Annotated in this window: 13 protein-coding genes and 1 pseudogene; 11 read left to right on the top strand and 3 right to left on the bottom strand. The window is 65.2% G+C overall.

All coding sequences use genetic code 11. From position 1 onward, the window contains the following. Window positions 1-351 precede the first annotated feature (351 nt). A complete protein-coding gene (locus tag BRAO375_RS31085; RefSeq protein ID WP_035643159.1) occupies window positions 352-609 on the top strand; it encodes a hypothetical protein in 258 nt (85 codons plus the stop codon). A 7-nt stretch (window positions 610-616) separates the two neighbouring features. On the opposite strand, the gene BRAO375_RS31080 is transcribed toward BRAO375_RS31085, so the two are convergent. Then, on the bottom strand, window positions 617-2,143 hold the full coding sequence (locus tag BRAO375_RS31080; protein WP_009031396.1) for a malonate--CoA ligase: 1,527 nt from the start codon (window positions 2,141-2,143) through the stop codon (window positions 617-619). 179 nt (window positions 2,144-2,322) lie between these two features. Here BRAO375_RS31080 and BRAO375_RS31075 point away from each other — a divergent pair, with 179 nt between their 5' ends. Continuing rightward, a complete protein-coding gene (locus tag BRAO375_RS31075) occupies window positions 2,323-3,081 on the top strand; it encodes an SDR family oxidoreductase (protein WP_009031395.1) in 759 nt (252 codons plus the stop codon). A gap of 1,057 nt (window positions 3,082-4,138) precedes the next feature. On the opposite strand, the gene bamA is transcribed toward BRAO375_RS31075, so the two are convergent. Beyond that, on the bottom strand, window positions 4,139-6,643 hold the full coding sequence (bamA, locus tag BRAO375_RS31070; RefSeq protein WP_009031393.1) for an outer membrane protein assembly factor BamA: 2,505 nt from the start codon (window positions 6,641-6,643) through the stop codon (window positions 4,139-4,141). Window positions 6,644-7,614: 971 nt separating this feature from the next. Here bamA and BRAO375_RS31065 point away from each other — a divergent pair. From BRAO375_RS31065 to BRAO375_RS31055, 3 genes are all read left to right on the top strand, one after another. Further along, window positions 7,615-8,829 carry an aminotransferase class I/II-fold pyridoxal phosphate-dependent enzyme gene (locus BRAO375_RS31065; protein WP_009031392.1) on the top strand — a complete coding sequence of 405 codons (1,215 nt, stop codon included), beginning with the start codon at window positions 7,615-7,617 and terminating at the stop codon, window positions 8,827-8,829. Window positions 8,830-8,840: 11 nt separating this feature from the next. Continuing rightward, a complete protein-coding gene (locus BRAO375_RS31060; RefSeq protein ID WP_009031391.1) occupies window positions 8,841-11,315 on the top strand; it encodes a DNA translocase FtsK in 2,475 nt (824 codons plus the stop codon). A 179-nt stretch (window positions 11,316-11,494) separates the two neighbouring features. Next, window positions 11,495-12,259 (top strand): outer membrane lipoprotein carrier protein LolA, encoded by a 765-nt coding sequence (locus BRAO375_RS31055; protein ID WP_009031390.1) that lies wholly within the window; start codon window positions 11,495-11,497, stop codon window positions 12,257-12,259. A gap of 15 nt (window positions 12,260-12,274) precedes the next feature. Here BRAO375_RS31055 and BRAO375_RS31050 read toward each other — a convergent pair whose 3' ends face one another. Further along, on the bottom strand, window positions 12,275-13,345 hold the full coding sequence (locus BRAO375_RS31050; RefSeq protein ID WP_009031389.1) for a DUF2336 domain-containing protein: 1,071 nt from the start codon (window positions 13,343-13,345) through the stop codon (window positions 12,275-12,277). 226 nt (window positions 13,346-13,571) lie between these two features. Here BRAO375_RS31050 and BRAO375_RS38925 point away from each other — a divergent pair. From BRAO375_RS38925 to BRAO375_RS31030, 6 genes and pseudogenes are all read left to right on the top strand, one after another. Next, a pseudogene (locus tag BRAO375_RS38925) lies at window positions 13,572-13,682 on the top strand (ATP-binding protein); the annotation flags it as partial. A 116-nt stretch (window positions 13,683-13,798) separates the two neighbouring features. After that, window positions 13,799-14,587 carry a TIGR04255 family protein gene (locus tag BRAO375_RS31045; RefSeq protein WP_009031388.1) on the top strand — a complete coding sequence of 263 codons (789 nt, stop codon included), beginning with the start codon at window positions 13,799-13,801 and terminating at the stop codon, window positions 14,585-14,587. Window positions 14,588-14,834: 247 nt separating this feature from the next. Further along, window positions 14,835-15,113: a hypothetical protein gene (locus tag BRAO375_RS31040; RefSeq protein WP_139031513.1), complete on the top strand. Its 279-nt coding sequence runs from the start codon at window positions 14,835-14,837 to the stop codon at window positions 15,111-15,113. Window positions 15,114-15,117: 4 nt separating this feature from the next. Continuing rightward, entirely contained in the window at window positions 15,118-15,837 is a 720-nt protein-coding gene (locus BRAO375_RS37775) for a hypothetical protein (RefSeq protein WP_009031386.1), read from the top strand. 222 nt (window positions 15,838-16,059) lie between these two features. Then, window positions 16,060-17,598 carry a YifB family Mg chelatase-like AAA ATPase gene (locus BRAO375_RS31035; protein WP_009031385.1) on the top strand — a complete coding sequence of 513 codons (1,539 nt, stop codon included), beginning with the start codon at window positions 16,060-16,062 and terminating at the stop codon, window positions 17,596-17,598. 105 nt (window positions 17,599-17,703) lie between these two features. Beyond that, the gene (locus tag BRAO375_RS31030) at window positions 17,704-18,183 is read left to right on the top strand and encodes a hypothetical protein (protein WP_009031384.1); all 480 of its coding nucleotides are present in this window, start codon (window positions 17,704-17,706) and stop codon (window positions 18,181-18,183) included.

Below are 18,183 nucleotides of genomic sequence, written 5' to 3'. Positions count from 1 at the left end.
TAACTCCTCGCCACGCTGCTCGCCGCCGGCATTACTAGTAAATAACGCAGATCGTAGAGCATTGATTCACCGCTTAACTACGGACCGGGTGCCGCCGGTTTCGCGAGATTCCGGGTGCATAGGGCGACGATTCTGCAAACCTGACCGGAAGGATTCGCGGGGCAAAAGACGAGGCGAGCGGTCGTGATCGGCGCTCGCGTGCAGGGGGCAAGTCACCGCAGAGCTCGCGCGTTCCTCGCCTGCCGAAGCCCGTATCTTGCCGCTGGTCGATTTTGCCGCATGTCCGCATTCGACGCCGCGGCCTAGTCTGCGTGAAGCGCCAGAGAACAAGGCGCGCTGCTGGGAGGTCCGATGTCCGTTCCAACGGTCCGGCCAACAACCTCGGAACGCCCTTCCGCGTTGCCGGCGCGGCGCGCCTCGTCGCAGGAGCCGGCCGAGGAGCCGCTGACCTGCGTGCTCGGTTTCACCGCCGCCGGGCTGTTCGCGGCCTGCCTTGCGCTCGCAATCCAGCACGAGATCGCTTGGCTCGCCGTGCTCGAATTCGTGCTGATCTGCGCCGCGCCGCCGCTGGCCGCGCTGGCAGGCCTTGCGATCGGACGACGGCGCTGAGCCGCCGTCACTTGGTATAGATGTCCTTGTACTGGTCACGCAGCACGTTCTTCTGCACCTTGCCCATGGTGTTGCGCGGCAGCTCGTCGACCACGAACACGCGCTTGGGCATCTTGAATTTCGCAAGCCGGCCATCCAGGCCCTTGAGCACGCCGGCCTCGCTGACATCGGCGCCCGGATGCTTCACGACGACGGCGGTGACGCCCTCGCCGAAATCGGCATGCGGCACACCGATGACGGCGGACTCGACCACGCCCGGCATGGCGTCGATCTCGCTCTCGATCTCCTTCGGATAGACGTTGAAGCCGCCGGAGATCACCAGGTCCTTACCGCGCCCGACGATGTGGACGTAGCCCTGCGCGTCGATCTTGCCAAGGTCGCCGGTGATGAAGAAACCGTCGTCGCGGAATTCCGACTTGGTCTTCTCCGGCATCCGCCAATAGCCCTTGAACACGTTCGGGCCCTTCACCTCGATCATGCCGATGTCGTCGCGCGCGAGCTCCTTGCCGGTCTCGGGATCGGTGACGCGCACGGACACGCCGGGCAGCGGGAAGCCGACCGCGCCGGGCACGCGCTCGCCGTCATAGGGGTTCGAGGTGTTCATGTTGGTCTCGGTCATGCCGTAACGCTCGAGCACGGCGTGGCCGGTGCGCGCGAACCACTCGCGATGGGTGTCGGCCAGCAGCGGGGCGGAGCCCGAGATGAACAGACGCATGTGGCTGGTGGTCTCTTTGCTCAGCCGCGGGTTCTGCAACAAACGCGTGTAGAAGGTCGGCACGCCCATCAGCACGGTCGCGCGCGCCATCAAATTGATGATCAGGTCCGGGTCGAGCTTCGGCAGGAAGATCATCGACGCCCGCGCGAACAGCGTCACGTTGCTCGCCACGAACAGGCCGTGCGTATGATAGATCGGCAGCGCGTGGATCAGCACGTCATCCCGAGTGAAGCGCCAATAGTCGATCAGGGTCAGCGAGTTCGAGGCGAGATTGTCGTGAGACAGCATCGCGCCCTTGGAGCGGCCGGTGGTGCCAGATGTGTAGAGGATCGCGGCGAGATCGTCGGACGTACGCGGCACGGTGGTGAACGTGGTGTCCGCCTTGTCGGCCGCCTCCGTCAGCGAGCCCTTGCCGGACGCATCGAGCGTCTCGACCTTGGCGCCGACCTTGGCCGCGAGCGCACCGATGCCCTCGGCCTTCGTGGGATCGCACACCACAACGGTCGGCTCGGCATCGCCGATGAAATAGTCGAGCTCGTTGAGCGTGTACGCCGTGTTGAGCGGCAGGTAGACGCCGCCGGCGCGCACGGTGGCGAGGTAGAGCACCAGGCCGGACACCGACTTCTCGGTCTGCGCCGCGACGCGATCACCCGGCTTCACGCCCCTGCTCACCAGCACATTCGCCATCCGGCCCGAGCGCGCGATCAGGTCGCCATAGCTGATGCGCTGGCCGTCATGGGTCTCGATCGCGAGACGGCTGGGATCGTCGAGACCGTCGAACAGGCGGGCGAACAGATTGGCGTTGGCGGACTGGTTCATGCAACATTCCCCTGGAGCCGTGGCCGGCCGGCAGTGCCAGCCGGCGGAACATCGGGCTCGACGAAGACGATTAGGGCCTGGACGGCGGATGGCAGCGGCTGGAGCGCCGGGGCTTCCGTCTCTGATCGAGGCTGCCTTAGCAAAAACGCCCTTTCGAAGGCAACGGGAGACGCTGGGAAATGACCAAGGGGAAACGGATCGCGTGGATCACCGGCGGCGGCACCGGCATCGGCGAGGCCGGCGCGCTGGCGCTCGCCGCCGAGGGCTGGACCGTCGTGGTTTCGGGTCGCCGCAAGGCGGCGCTCGAGGCCGTGGTGGCCCGGATCACAGCGAGTGGCGGCGCCGCGGAAGCTGTGGTGCTCGACGTGGCGAAGGCCGCCGACGTGCAGACCGCGGCCGACGCCATCCTGATGCGCCACGGCCGCATCGATCTGCTGGTCAATTCGGCCGGGGTGAACGTGCCGCGGCGGCGCTGGGACGACATGACCCTCGACGGCTGGAACCAGCTGGTCGAGATCAATCTCAACGGCGTGCTGTACTGCATGAAGGCGGTGCTGCCGGCGATGCGCAAGCAGCAGGACGGCACCATCATCAACGTCTCGTCGTGGGCCGGCCGCCACGTCTCGAAGATGCCGGGCCCGGCCTACACCGCCACCAAGCACGCCGTGCTGGCGCTGACGCACTCCTTCAACATGGAGGAATGTGTCAATGGCCTGCGCGCCTGCTGCCTGATGCCGGGCGAAGTGGCGACGCCGATCCTGGAGCAGCGCCCGGTGGTGCCGAGCGCCGAGGAGCAGGCGCGGATGCTGCAGCCGGAGGATCTCGGCCGGACGATTGCGTTCGTCGCGAGCCTGCCGCCGCGGGTGTGCGTGAATGAGATCCTGATCAGCCCGACATGGAATCGCGGGTTCATCCAGACGCCGGCGAACAGGGAGTGAGGGGCGCGCAACGACAAGATCGTTGCGGAGCCTCAGCACATGCTGAGACCTCTTGGGTGACGTGAAGGCCGCGCTGGCGCCCAGCAATCGGTGTCGTCCCTGCGAACGCAGGGACCCATACCGCGTGATGTTCTTGGGAGACAGGCTGAGAGTCCCGCGCAAAACAACTGAACCCTGTGGTTATGGGTCCCTGCGTTCGCAGGGACGACAGTCGTGGATGGCGCAGCCGCGTTGCCTCCAAGAAGCAGCTTGAAGGAATAAGACCTCCCGAAGCCGCACGACCGCACCCTCGCGGCACGAAGCGCCCGAGCTGTGCTGAAGCTCACCGCCCTCAACTAACAGAGGGCGCGGGGAAGGCCGGGCGCTGGCCGCGCCCGTGGCCCGCCTGCAGAAAGAAAAGCAGGCGGCAGTCACCACAGGTCTGGCCGAGAACGCCCGGCCTTCCCCACGCAACGGTTTTAACGGCTGCTTCGCGTTCTCCCTGGTGCGCCGGCTTGCTGGCCACCATCACGAGCCCGACACGCCTCAGGCATCGGCACCGCTTGATATCAGCATCGGGATATCAGGACCGCGCGACTTGACCGTGCGTGTCTCGCCGTTCGTCCGCGCGGATCAAACCACGCTGCGTCGACACACGCCCATCGCATCCCACTGCCAACGTCTCGTGACGGTCGCGACACGCCCCTCATGCGGCAGCAGGGACGCACGGAAATGTGCAGGTGATTTGCCCGACGACACAAGGGCGGAAACTGCGACAAACCAACACGACGGGCAGTTTGCGCATGGCGGGCATGCCGCCAACTCCGGCGTCATTGCGAGCGAAGCGAAGCAATCCAGGGCTCCGGGTGCCGCCCTGGATTGCTTCGTCGCTTCGCTACTCGCAATGACGGTGGCGAACAGCATACGATGCCGCCGGCACACTATGTGCCTTGAGCCGTAATGATCGACGCCCAACGGCAGTCGGCTCCCCTCCCCCGCAAGGGGAGGGGAGCTCACCGTCATCGTGGTCGCTGGCGAGGCTTTAGTCGCTTCAAGAAAAAGCGGTCCTCGACCCACCTCAGAACGACGTGCCGCCGCCGAACCTGAATTCCTGCACGATGTCGTATTTGCCCTTCGATAGCGGGATTGCGTAGTCGAAGCGGAGCGGACCGAACGGGGAGGCCCAGATCAGGCCGACGCCGACGGAGGAGCGGACGACCTTGCTGTCGTCGTATTGCATCGCGCATTTGCAGGTCGAGGTGTTGACCTCGCCGGTGGCGGCCCAGGAGGTCGGGCCCTGGTAGCCCCACAGCGAGCCGGCATCGGCGTAGACCGAGCCCTTCAGGCCGACCTCCTTGGGCAGGAACCAGAACGGCATCTGCAACTCGGCCGAGGCGCCCCAATACTTGGTGCCGCCGAGCGCATCGCCGGCTGCGCCGAAGCTGCGATAGGTGATGTCGCGCGGGCCGATGCCGTTGGAGGCGAAGCCGCGGACCAACGCCGGACCCATCTGGTAATGGTCGAGCATGCGCAGGTCCTTGTCGCCGATCTTGTTGAGCAGGCCGCCCTGCAGATGGATGACGCTGACGATGTCGGACACCAGAGGCGTGAAATATTTCGCGTCCACCGCCGACTTCAGATAGCTCACATTGCCGCCGACGCCGGCAAAATCCTGGCGCCAGTCGATCAGCAGGCCGTCGGTCGGGTTCTTGGTGTTGTCGAGCGTGTTGTAGTTCAGCGTGTAGCCGAGCGCTGACGTCAGCGCGGCGCCGTCGTTCAGCTCCTTGCGCACCGCGAGACTGGATTCGCCGTCGCCATAGCAGCCATAGCCGTAGACGCCCGACGTCGTCGCATTGGTCGGATCGACGCCGCCGAGCACGCTGGCGATGTAGGCCGGGGTCGGGTTGAACGCGAGCGAGGTGTTGGCGGCGTTGTTGTTGCAGTTCGCGAGGTACGACGGCAGCGTGATCTCCTGGCGGTACAGCGAGTAGCGCAGCTGCAGCGACAGGTCCTCGCGCAGCTGGAAGCCGAGCCGCGGGCTGAAGCCGACGGTGCGGGTGCCGTAGCTGGTGTAGCTGTTGGCGAGCTGCTGGCGATAGGACACGTCGAGGCCGAGCGCGACGCGGTAGTCCAGCAGATAGGGCTCGACGAAGGACAGCGACACGCCGCGCGTATACTGGCCATAGGTGACCGCGGCCTTGGCGAACAGGCCTCGTCCCAGGAAGTTGCGCTCGGAGATCGAGACCTCGGCCAGCGCGCCGTCGGTGGTCGAATAGCCGCCGGAGATCGAGAAGTCGCCGGTCGACTTCTCCTCGAGATTGACCACGAGGATGACGCGGTCGCTCGACGATCCGGGCTCGGCGGAGATCTTGACGTCCTTGAAGAAGTCGAGGTTCTTCAGCCGCCGCTCGGCGCGGTCGACCAGCGCGCGGTTGTAGGCGTCGCCCTCAGAGAGGTCGAATTCGCGCCGGATCACGTAGTCCCGCGTGCGGGTGTTGCCTCGGATCGAGATGCGCTCGATATAGGTGCGCGGGCCCTCGTCGACGGAGAACACGATGGCGACCGTATGCGCCTCGAGATTGCGGTCGCCACGCGGGCGTACCACGGCGAAGGCGAAGCCGCGGCGCGACGCCTCGATCTGCATCTCCTCGACCGATTTCTCGAGCTGCTCGACATTGTACAGCGCGCCGACATTGACACGCGAATAGCCGCGCAGCGCATTGGCGTCGAGGGCGGCGACAGTCGACTGGAACTGCACCGAGCCGACACGGTATTGCTGGCCTTCCTCGATCTGGAAGGTGACCAGGAAGCCCTTCTTCTCCGGGTCATATTCGCTGAGCGCGGCGACGACCTGGACGTCGGCATAGCCGTTCTTCAGGTAGAAGCGGCGGATCAGGTCGCGGTCGGCCTCGACGCGGTCGGGATCGTAGACGTCGTTATTGCCGAGAAAGCTGAGCCAGTTCGATTCGTGGGTCTTGATCACGTCGCGCAGGCGCGCGGCCGAATAGGCGTTGTTGCCGACGAAGCTGATCGACTTCACGCCGGTCTTGACGCCCTCGACCACCGTGAAGATGAGATCGACGCGGTTGTTGGGCTGCTCGATGATTTCGGGCGTGACGCGGACGTCATAGCGGCCGGAGCGGCGGTAGATCTCGGCGATGCGCTGGGCATCGGACTGCACCATCGGTCGCGACAGCGTGCCGCGCGGCTTCGACTGCACCTCGCCCTGGAGCTGCTCGTCCTTGACCTTCTTGTTGCCCTCGAAGGCGACGCGGCCGATCACCGGGTTCTCGACCACGCGCACGATCAATCGGCCGCCCTGGCGCTCGATCTTGACGTCGGCGAACAGGCCGGTCTGGATCAGCGCCTTCAAGCCGTCATCGACCTGGCCGGCGTCGAGCGTGCCGGACGGGCTTGGCTTGAAGTAGGAGCGGATGGTGTCGGCCTCGATGCGGCGGTTGCCTTCGACCGTGATCGCGGTCGCGGCCGCGGCGGGCGCCGCCACCGCCATGCGGGGCAGCGACGAAACCGGCATGGCCAGCAGCATCAGGGCAAGCATGCCCGGCAGTCTCAGACGCATCATCGACGCTCTTTCGATCGTTCGGAATCCACTGGCGCGCCGCGCATGTCGGCACGCCATGGGAATCGGTGATGCCCGTCAAAGATGGTTGAGATGCGCCAATCTCGTTTCGTGAAATGTCGATTGATGCGCCATGTGACCGGATGTTTCCGGATGGACATCATCGGCGGTGGAGATCGCTGCGCGGGGCCGCTGACAACTAATAGGGCTCGCGTCCGCGTTGGGACCGGAAAGCCACGCTGGAGGCGGACATCTCCGTTAAGCATTTGGCCGGCCGCCGCCGCAATCGGCGTGTTCCGACATCAAATTCTACAAATTAGCGAACACCGGCAATACGCCGGAAAAACGGCCGTGTTATCTCGTTCTCATCCGAACTAAGCCCCCAAGTAGTTCGGCCAAGGCCCGGTGCGCAAAGATTCCCATTCTTATTCCGTCGCACCGGGCCGCCCGTTTTTCTTTCGGCCGCGATCGCTGAAGATGCGTTGCTGGCGTCAACCGCCGGCCGATGGCTGCGCCAGTCCATGACTCGTCATGCCCGGGCTTGACCCGGGCATCCACGTCGTTCCTTACGGGGACTCTTGAGATGGATGGCCGGGTCAAGCCCGGCCATGACGTGTGAGAGAGCCGGGCCCATCACCATCGAGAACCCACTCATCGTCTGTTGTTCCGGTGGAGAATGGCACCGACCTTTCGAGGAGGCTCCTACACGATCGCCCGGATGCGCACGGAGCAGGCGCTCCAGCTTCGCCGGTCGAACTGCCGCGGCCTTCGGTTCCCTCCGCCGCCGCCCGAATCGCCACAATGTCGGCCGCTGTTGCGAAATTGCCTCTGGATCGGGGTGCGAAAAACGATCAAAACGAGCGCCAGCGCCGATGGTTAATCGCGTCTTAACCTCGCCCCACCTATGGTGACCGCTAAAGGCACCGGTTCATGGGCGATCGGCGGCTTCCACTGGTTTGGCGCGCGTTTTACGTATGGCAATGACCGCTTCATCCCCCGCGCCCGCTGGCGCCAGCCATTCGGAGAGCGAACGCTCGCCGTTTGCGCGGCTGAACGAGCTGCTCGCCCCCTATTCGCCCGGCAAGCCGATGATCACGCTCGCCGTCGGCGAGCCGCAGCATCCGGTGCCCGGCTTCGTCGGCCCGGTGCTGGCGCAGCACATCGCCGATTTCGGCCGCTATCCGGCCGCCAAGGGCATCGAGCCGTTCCGCAAGGCGGCCGCCGCCTGGCTGTCGCGCCGATTCGCGCTGCCGCGCGCCGTTGATCCCGAGCACGAGATCCTGGTCCTGAACGGCAGCCGCGAGGGCCTGTTCTTCGCTGCCCACGCCGCGCTCCGCCATGTCGGCCCGCGCCGCGGCAGACCTGCGATCCTGATGCCGAACCCGTTCTATCCGGTGTATGGCGTCGGCGCCCGCACCGCCGGCTGTGACTCCATCTATCTGCCGACGACGCGCGACAACGGTTTTTTGCCGGACCTCGACTCGATCGATGAGGCGACCTTGGCGCGCACGGTCGCGTTCTACCTCGCGACGCCCGCGAATCCGCAAGGGTCGGTGGCATCGGCGGACTACATGCGCAAGCTGGTCCGGCTCGCCAACGCTCACGGCTTCCTGATCTTCAGCGACGAATGCTATTCGGAGATCTACACGCGTCAGGCGCCGGGCAGCATGCTGGAGCATGCCGGACCGGACTACAGCAACGTGGTCGCATTTCAGTCGCTGTCGAAGCGCTCCAACGTGCCGGGCATGCGGATCGGCTTCGCCGCCGGCGACCGCCGCTTCCTGGCCGCGTTCCATGAGCTGCGCAATGTCGCGGCACCCCAGGTGCCGGTGCCGCTGCAGCATGTCGCGGTCGCGGCCTATGCCGACGAGGATCACGTCGAGGAGAACCGCCGGCTGTACCGCGCGAAGTTCGATCTCGCCGACCAAATCATCGGCAACCGCTACGGCTATCAACGGCCTGACGGCGGCTTCTGCGTCTGGCTCGACGTCGCGGATCGCGGCGGCGACGAGGAGGTCGCGTTGCGGCTGTTCCGCGACGCCGGCGTCCGCGTCGTTCCCGGCAGCTATCTGGCGCGGCCGCAAGGCGACGGCTTCAATCCGGGGCTCGGCTATATCCGGCTGGCGCTGGTGGCCGATGCTGAAACGACCGGCGAGGCGCTGCACCGGCTGGTCGAGACTCTCGGATAATCGCGGGGCGGATGCGGATGCCGGCGATCGAACGAGTCATTCCCCTGGTCAACCACCTGCCGACGTCGCTGCGCGACGCGCTGGTGCGGCGGCTGCGCGAGCTCGCCGGCCTCGGCCTGATCGCGCTGTGCGGCGTTGCCGCCGCGGCGCTGATGACCTGGTCGGTGCAGGACCCGAGCCTGTCGCATGCCACCTCGCGTGCGATCCGCAACATCGTCGGCTATCCCGGCGCGATCAGCGCCGACCTCCTGATGCAGATCCTCGGCCTCGGCTCGATCATGGCGATCCTGCCGCTCGCCATCCGCGGCTGGCGGATGATGACGCACCGGCCGTTCGACCGCGAGGCGCTGCGCTTCGGCGCCTGGATTCTCGGCGCCGTCATCGCCGCCGGCCTCGCCAGCTGCTGGCCGCGCTCGCATGCCTGGCCGCTGCCGACGGGATTGGGTGGCGTGGTCGGCGACGCCCTGGTGCGCGCGCCCGCCGTGGTGTTCGGCCCGCCGGGCGTGATCTACCGCCTCGTGCTCGGCACGCTGCTTCTCGTCGCGATGATCGGCTGCCTGCTGGTCGCCGGCGGCATGGGGGCGAAGGAAGCCGATCCGAGCCTGCTCGACGAGGAAGCGGACGACACGCCGCTCGCCGATCCCGAGGATGACGATGACCGCAAGGCGATCCGTCTCGGCTGGATCTTTCACGCGCTCATGAGCGCCAAGGCGCAGATCGGCTGGTTCCTCGCAACGGCGTATCGTGCGCTGGTGTCCTCCGGTCCGCAGCCGCGCAGCGCCGCCGCCGGCCGGCAAGAGCCGAGCCTGAGCCGCGGGCAGAAGAAGCCGACGCTGGCGCCCGAGATGGAGGAGGACGAGGGCGAGGAGGAAGAGACCGGCGAGGACGAGGAGGAGGAGGAGGAGCCGGCGCCGAAGGCGCGCAAGAAGCCGGCGCCGAAGACGCCGCCGAAGAAGTCCAGCGACAAATACGATCTGCCGTCGGTCTCGATGCTGGCGGCGCCCAAATCCTCCGATCGCCAGCCGCTGTCGAAGAGCGAGCTGGAGGCCAATTCGCGCGCGCTGGAAGGCGTGCTGCAGGACTTCGGCGTGCGCGGCGAGATCGTCAAGGCGCATCCCGGCCCGGTCGTCACGCTGTATGAGCTGGAGCCGGCGCCGGGCATCAAGTCGTCCCGCGTCATCGGCCTCGCCGACGACATTGCCCGATCGATGAGCGCGCTGTCGGCGCGCGTCGCCGTCGTGCCCGGCCGCAACGCCATCGGCATCGAGCTGCCGAACGTGCACCGTGAGAAGGTGTATCTGCGGGAGCTGCTGGTGGCCAAGGAGGCGACCGAGAGCGTCGCCAAGCTGCCGCTCTGCCTCGGCAAGAACATCGGCGGCGAATCCATCATCATCGATCTCGCCCGCACCCCGCACATGCTGATCGCCGGCACCACCGGCTCGGGCAAGTCGGTCGCGATCAACACCATGATCCTCAGCCTGGTCTATCGCCTCAGGCCCGACCAGTGCCGGCTGATCATGGTCGACCCGAAGATGCTCGAGCTCTCCGTCTATGACGGCATTCCGCATCTCCTCACACCCGTCGTGACCGACCCGAAGAAGGCGGTCGTCGCGCTGAAATGGGCGGTGCGCGAGATGGAGGAGCGCTACAAGAAGATGGCCAAGCTCGGCGTGCGCAACATCGACGGCTACAACGCCCGGCTTGCCGAAGCCCGCAACAAGGGCGAGGAGCTGACGCGCACCGTCCACACCGGCTTCGACAAGGAGACCGGCAAGGCGATCTACGAGGAGGAGAAGCTCGACCTCGATCCCCTGCCCTACATCGTCATCATCGTCGACGAGATGGCCGACCTGATGATGGTCGCCGGCAAGGACATCGAAGGCACCGTGCAGCGCCTCGCCCAGATGGCGCGCGCCGCCGGCCTGCATGTCATCCTGGCGACGCAGCGTCCGTCGGTCGACGTCATCACCGGCACCATCAAGGCCAACTTCCCGACCCGCATCTCCTTCCAGGTGACGTCGAAGATCGACAGCCGCACCATTCTCGGCGAGATGGGCGCCGAGCAGCTGCTCGGCCAGGGCGACATGCTGTACATGGCCGGCGGCGGCCGCATCAGCCGCGTGCACGGCCCGTTCTGCTCCGACGAGGAGGTCGAGAAGGTGGTGCGCCATCTCAAGGCCCAGGGCTCGCCGGAATATCTCGAGGCGGTCACCGCCGAGGAGCCGAGCGAAGAGGACGGCGCCGTGTTCGACGCCACCGGCATGGGCGGCGGCGGTGGCGGGGGCGACGACCTGTTCGCGCAGGCGGTTGCGGTGGTGAAGCGCGACCGCAAGGCCTCGACCAGCTACATTCAACGCCGGCTGCAGATCGGCTATAACAAGGCCGCTTCGCTGATGGAGCGGATGGAACAGGAAGGCATCGTCGGCCAGGCCAACCACGCCGGCAAGCGCGAGATCCTGGTGCCGGAGGAAGAAGGCGGGTTCTGAACCCCGCCTGCTTTGGTCCCAGATCCGCCGTTTCCGGGTCGTAACTTCACGCAATTACGATCACGCTGACCGACCGAACCACGATAGAAACGCGTAAAGATCAGGACGTCGTTTTGAAGAGCTCCTTGTTGAACAGCCCCTTTTCGCTCCCCCGCGGCCGCCGCACGAAGGCCCCGCTCGTGGCGTGCGCCGTCGTGGCCTGCGCCCTGACCAGCGTCGCCGGTCACGCCACCGCCCAGACCACGCCTGCTCCCAAGGCGGCCGCGAAGAGCGGCGGGCAGCTCAACGCCTCAGACCAGCGCGGCCAGGCGCCCGCGACCACCCAGGCCACGCCGCCCAACCCGGTCATTCCCGATCCTCGGCGCAATGTGCCGGCGAGCATCTTCACCTCGTTCGACGCGAACCAGAAGGCGGTCGCGGCCAAGGTCAGCGCCTATCTGTCGTCGCTGCAGACGCTGGTCGGGAATTTCGTCCAGGTCGGCCCGGACGGCAGCAAGACCAAGGGCGATTTCTACATCCAGAAGCCCGGCAAGGTGCGCTTCGAATACGAGCCGCCGACGCCGATCGACATCGTCGCCGACGGCTCCTCGCTGGTGGTGCGCGATCGCAAGCTGGCGACCCAGGACGTCTACCCGCTGTCGCAGACGCCGCTGCGCTACCTGTTGTCGGACCGCATCGACCTGTTGAAGGACACCAACGTCATCGCGGTGGCCTCGGACGACCTCTACGTCACGATCACGATCGAGGAGAAGCAGGCGCTGATCGGCACCAGCCGGCTGATGCTGATGCTCGGCGCCAAGGACGGCCAGCTCAAGCAGTGGACCGTAACCGATCCGCAGGGCTACGACACCACGATCGCGGTGTACAATCTCGACACCACCAAGAAGCTCGATCCGGCGATGTTCAAGATCGACTTCACCAACTACGCGACGCCGCCGGGCTGAGACCGCTCTCCCGGTTCAGCGCGATTCGAGGCCGCGCACCTTCCACTGCGCCTCGGACAGCACCAGCTTCTCGAAGCGCTTGCGCGCCTCCTCGACATCATCGGCCGGCAGCGCGTCGCAGCCGGGGCGGGCGCGCAGGATCATGGCGGTCGTCGCCCAGCTCAGCCGGGCCGCCTTGCAGGCGAGCAGCAGGTCCGTGAGCCGATCCTCCTGCAAAAGCGATTCGATCGTCTCGATCGAAACGACGCAGAGCAGCGCCAGTGCTGCGATGACAGCGGGGAAATCGCCCGTCACACAGAAGCGATTGACGGCGGAGTCGCCGAGCTTGCCGGTGCGATTGAGCGCGGCGACCTCGGCCTTGACCTGCTCATAGTCCCACATCGCGCGCATCGCAGCAGCAGCCGATCGGGTCGGGGCGGCCTGCAGGGTGGCGCGGGTCGCCGGCGGCGCGGCCTTGATGAAACGGGTGCGTGCGCCCTCGCTGGCGGCGGCGACAAAGGCGCGCGACAGCTTGGCCGGCAGATCGGTGCGCAGCGCCAGCTTCTCCGCCAGCTCCTCGTCGCGCTCGGCGATCTTGAACAGGCTGCGATAGCCGTCCTCGGACAGTTTGGCGGTCAGATTCTGTGCCAGCGCCATTCGCACCGGCGGAAAGCCGCGCGCGATCAGTTGCGTCGTCAGCGCCTCGCCGATGCCGCGGCGGCTGGCGATCGCAACGAGATGCGCAGGGCTGGAGGTCCGGATGAATTCGGCGAGATCACGCTCGGTCAAGACCTGCGCCTTCGCAAGCATCGGCCCGGCGATCCGCAGCTCGGGATGGACGGCCAGCAGGCGGACCGTGGCATAAGGCGCCCGCTCGACGCCGGCGAGCGCCTTGCTCAGCTCAGCCAGCACGTCGGTCGCGACTTGCGGCATCAGGCGGGCGAACATCTGGTCGTAGAGGTCGAGCTGCTCGTCGGCGGCCGGCCGCGGACCCGCCAGGAACAGGCTCGTCGTCCGCCGCAGCATGTCGGTCGCGAGCTCGGACACCGTCCTCGCCTCGCCGGCAGGCGTCTTGGCAGTTGGTGCGGCCGAAGGCGCTGGGGGCATCGCACATCTCTCGTTGTCGGCGCCGGCCGGCTTTGACGCAGCGCTCATCGGTGATCAATTTGCGGAAGAATGCGAAGGCCGGACTAAAGCGGCGTTAAGCCCAGTCCGGCGGACTACGGAGCTGTCAGGCCGTCCTTAACGGATTGCATCTGGCGCCCCCCGATGTTCCTGTATTGTTCTTGCGAAAGACCCGGGCTTCCGCTAGCCTCCTCTCGGGAGGGGCACCATGGTCCAGCGCGTTTCCACCGTCGCGTTCCAGGGGATCGAGGCTCGCGCGGTCGACGTGCAGGTCCAGGTCGCGCCGGGGCTGCCGGCGTTCGCAATCGTGGGGCTGCCGGTGACAGAACTGCCGGAATAAAATTCCGCCGCTCGCCGAAACGCGACGCTAACTTATATTTAGGATGTTGACTTCTGGACGTTCTGTTCACTGGCAGGTACAGTCCGATTCGGGCGATGTACAAGGTGATCTGGATGAAATTCCCGGAGAGAACTCGGGTCCTCTATGAGGAAAATCCGCTCACCGACGTAATCTGCCACTTCGATTTTCCTCGGGTTTTGGCCATTGATAACGAACTCCCGGTGGACTTCCAGAAGTTGCTTGTATCAAGATATCCCTTGCTCAAGACCCGGTCGGTGCGGCAACGCCCTACCGCTGAAACATCCGATGAAATCACGGGTCGGCGGCTCATCTACGAGTTTTCGTCTGCCAACGAGCAGAATATGATTCTTCTCGGCAGCGACTTTTTGGGTGTTCGAACGTTCAAGTACGAGCGTTGGGAGTCATTTCGTGAGGGCATTGAAACGGCACTTCGTACGCTTCTTGCCACCTACACCCTCTCCGTGTTCACTGGGATCTCTTTGAACTACGTGAACGTAGTGAACAAGGAAGCACTCGGGCTGAAGGATGTACCGTGGGGCGAATTGATACGTTCGTCACTCATCGGTCCATTGTCCGAGACCGAAGTAGTTGATGACAGCCTTGAGGAAATGCACTCTAGCTTTGCGGTACCGATTGGCGTCGGCCATCTTCGCATTCTCTCAGCTTTGGTCGAGCCCGACGATGAAAAGACGACCACCTGTTTTTCGATAGACAACGAATTCACTTTTGACGAAAGCGTTGATGCCGATGAATCCAAAGCTCTCGCCATCCTACGCCAATTCAACCTCGAAAGCGGACGTGTCTTTCGTTGGTGCATTACGGAGCGGTTACATCAAGCGCTACGGCCGACGCCAATCGCCTAGCGAAGCTCGCGGAAACATTTGCCGATACCCGTTAGCCGAAGCCGTTGGTGCCGCGGTCACATGCGTCCCTGCGTTCGCCTCCGATGCCTCGCGTTGGAGCGTTTACTTGGACCGCGACATTGCAATGCCCGGGGAGACTGTACTTCGGAAAAGGATTAGAGCGCGAGCACTGCGTCATTCGCAAACTTCTACTCCAAACGACACGGTGCCTCCCGGCTCGCTCGACCTGTCTTGGGCGTTTAGGGCCATGTCGGAGGACGCGGGCCGCAGCACGTCGCAGCAGATCATGTCAACCATTTCGGCGCTAAACGAGTTGCTGCAGAAGCGGCAGTTCGATGAGATCGGTACAATTTTTGGGATCATTAACCCAAAACGGCTCTCTCCCGAGTTGATGTTAGCTCTTGTACGAGTAACGTTCCCAGTTCGGCAAGTGGTGCCCGGCTGGTATCAACTCGTTCGTAGGATCAAAGCCGAACTCGACGAGCGCCATCTTGATTCAAAGCGTCTTCTTGTAGGACTGCTCTAGGCAAATGACGGTCTATCGTTCAGACGAACGGCCGTTCGACGACGTTCAAGCGCTGGGAGTGGTCATTAGCCCTGCCCCAGCGCTCGTCCCGGAAGATCAGTATGGGTTGCACTCGGGACTTCTCTATAAAATAGACGGTCAACCCGCACGAATTAGTCATCTTGCTTGGCATCATCAGTTGAGAGACGAGCCTGCCGCTGATCCTTTTTTATGGGCGGATGTTGGTTTAAGTGCTGAAAATTCGCGGTTCATCGCCGCCTGGTTAGCATTGCGTCAGAATAGCCCTTCGAACATTCCCTATGGGATAGACGCTGGCGGCGCTTGCTTCGAGATGGCAACTCACGAATTCCTTCCTCCGCCCTTAGGCAAGGGACTCACCTGTGCGACGTACATCGTCGCAGTTTTTAGGAGTTTGGGGTTTCCGCTCCTGTTGGAAGAAACTTGGCCCGCCGATAGACCGGACGATCACGCGTGGCAGCGAGCAGTCCTAAGTCTACTCAGGCGCACTGGGGCCACCGAAGACTACGTCGAAGCTGCGCAGACAGACGTGGGCGCCAAGCGCTATCGACCTGCCGAGGTCGTTGGAGCGGCCACGCGTGCGCCCTGGCCGGTCGCATTTCAAGACGCAACGGCACTAGCAGCTGCCGTACTTACCGATGTACAAAACGCCGTCGTTCGAATTGCCATCCCCGAAGCAGGAGCAGCAACAGAAAAGTCCGAGTGATCAAAAAGTCCAAGTGATCAATTTGAGTCTGTTTTCTTACGAGTAATTTAATTGTTGTTCTCTTCGCATTTCAGCCAACCAGCGGCTACGATTAATACATCAGTCTCCCTCAACGTGCAGAGACGTCGATCATGCAATGGTTAAGCCATTGCAAAGATTGTTCCCGTATTGTTCTTGCGAACATCGCCCGCTTCCGCTAGCCTCGTGCACGGGAGGGGCACCATGGTCCAGCGCGTTTCCACCGTCGCGTTCGAGGGGATCGAGGCTCGCGCGGTCGACGTGCAGGTCCAGGTCGCGCCGGGGCTGCCGGCGTTCGCAATCGTGGGGCTGCCGGACAAGGCCGTGTCGGAGGCGCGCGAGCGCGTGCGCTCGGCGCTGATCGCCTCGGGGCTGGCGCTGCCGGCGCGGCGGATCACCGTCAATCTGGCGCCGGCCGACGTGCCGAAGGAAGGCAGCCATTATGACCTGCCGATCGCGCTCGGGCTGATGGCGGCCATCGGCGCGATCCCGCCGGATGCGTTGAGCGGCTTCACCGTCCTCGGCGAACTCGGCCTCGATGGCTCGATCGCGCCCGTCGCCGGCGTGCTGCCGGCCGCGATCGGCGCCAATGCGCGCGAGGAAGGCTTGATCTGTCCGGCGGCCTGCGGCGCCGAGGCGGCGTGGGCGAGCCCGGACCTGCAGATCATCGCGGCGACGTCGCTGATCCAGATCGCCAATCACTTCAAGGGCACGCAGGTGCTGTCGCGGCCGCAGCCGAAAATCCAGGAGGCGCCGGCGAGCCTGCTCGACCTGCGCGACATCAAGGGCCAGGAGAGCGGCAAGCGCGCGCTGGAGATCGCCGCGGCCGGAGGGCATCATCTCCTGATGATCGGGTCTCCCGGCGCCGGCAAGTCGATGCTGGCGGCGCGGCTGCCGTCGATCCTGCCGCCGCTGTCGCCGGCCGAGCTGCTGGAAGTCTCGATGATCGCCTCGGTCGCCGGCGAGATCGAAGGCGGCGCGCTGACCAACCGGCGGCCGTTCCGCAGCCCGCATCATTCGGCGAGCATGGCGGCGCTGACCGGCGGCGGCCTGCGCGCGCGACCCGGCGAGATCTCGCTCGCACATCAAGGCGTGCTGTTCCTCGACGAGCTGCCGGAGTTCGATCCGCGCGTGCTGGATTCGCTGCGGCAGCCGCTGGAGAATGGCGAGGTCTCGATCTCGCGCGCCAACCACCGCGTCACCTACCCTGCCCGCTTCATGCTGGTCGCCGCGATGAATCCTTGCCGCTGCGGCAACGCGTTCGAGCCCGGCTATGCCTGCAAGCGCGGCCGCATCGACCGCTGCACCTCGGACTATCAGACCCGCATCTCCGGCCCGCTGATGGATCGCATCGATCTGCGCATCGAGGTGCCCGCCGTCACCGCCGCCGATCTGATCCTGCCACCCGCGAAGGAAGGCTCCGCCGAGGTCGCCGCCCGCGTCGCGGCCGCCCGCGACCTGCAGCGCGAACGTTACGCCAAAGCCGGCCTGCCGCACGTCAGAACCAACGCCGAGGCGCCCGCCGCCGTGCTCGACGACATCGCCAAGCTCGACGCGCCCGGGCAGAAGCTGCTGCGCGAAGCCGCCGAAACGATGCGGCTCTCCGCGCGCGGCTATCACCGCGTGCTGCGCGTCGCGCGCACGCTGGCCGATCTCGACCATGCCGACACGATCGGCCGGCTGCATCTGGCCGAGGCGCTGTCCTATCGCGCGCTGGCGGAGGACAATCGTCACGCCGCGTGAGCCACGCGCACTGCCCCTCAACACTCTGGTAACGACTTCTCTTTACGCTCCGACAACCATAAGGCCCGCGTTTCCGTCATCAGGCCTGTTGTGTCGGTGCGTGTCATGTTGCGTTTCAAGGTCCTCGTGTCGGCCGTGCCGCTGATCGCAGCCGCGGTCTTTGCCAAGCTCGAATTGGCGCCCTCCCCGCAGCCATGCATTGCCGTCGGTGCCGACAGCGTCGCGCTCGGCGCGGCGCCGTTTCGTGCCGATCTGCATGTCGAGTTCACCGACGATCCGGCGCTCGCCACCGTTCGCGTGGCGCTGGCCGAAAATCCCGAGACGGCGGATCTCGTGGTGGTCGACGATGCGCCGGCCAAGGAAGGTGAAGGCTGCGGCCTGAGCGCGGCCAGGCAGGTCGTCGCGATCGCCGCCGATCCGCGGCCAGGTTCTCCGCTGATCTATCTGGTCCGTGATGATGCGTCGGACGGTCCTGCCGACTATCGCATCTACGTCCGCTCCAGCCGCGTCACCGCGGAGGAAGCCGCCGCGCTGATCGTGGCGGCCCACCGTCATGCCGACGCGTCGGCCAATCCGGTGCTGTGA

The sequence above is a fragment of the Bradyrhizobium sp. ORS 375 genome (assembly GCF_000239775.1).
GTDB lineage: Bacteria > Pseudomonadota > Alphaproteobacteria > Rhizobiales > Xanthobacteraceae > Bradyrhizobium.
The sequence above is the reverse complement of the archived record's forward strand: the minus strand, read 5'-3'. Positions and strand labels throughout refer to the sequence as shown.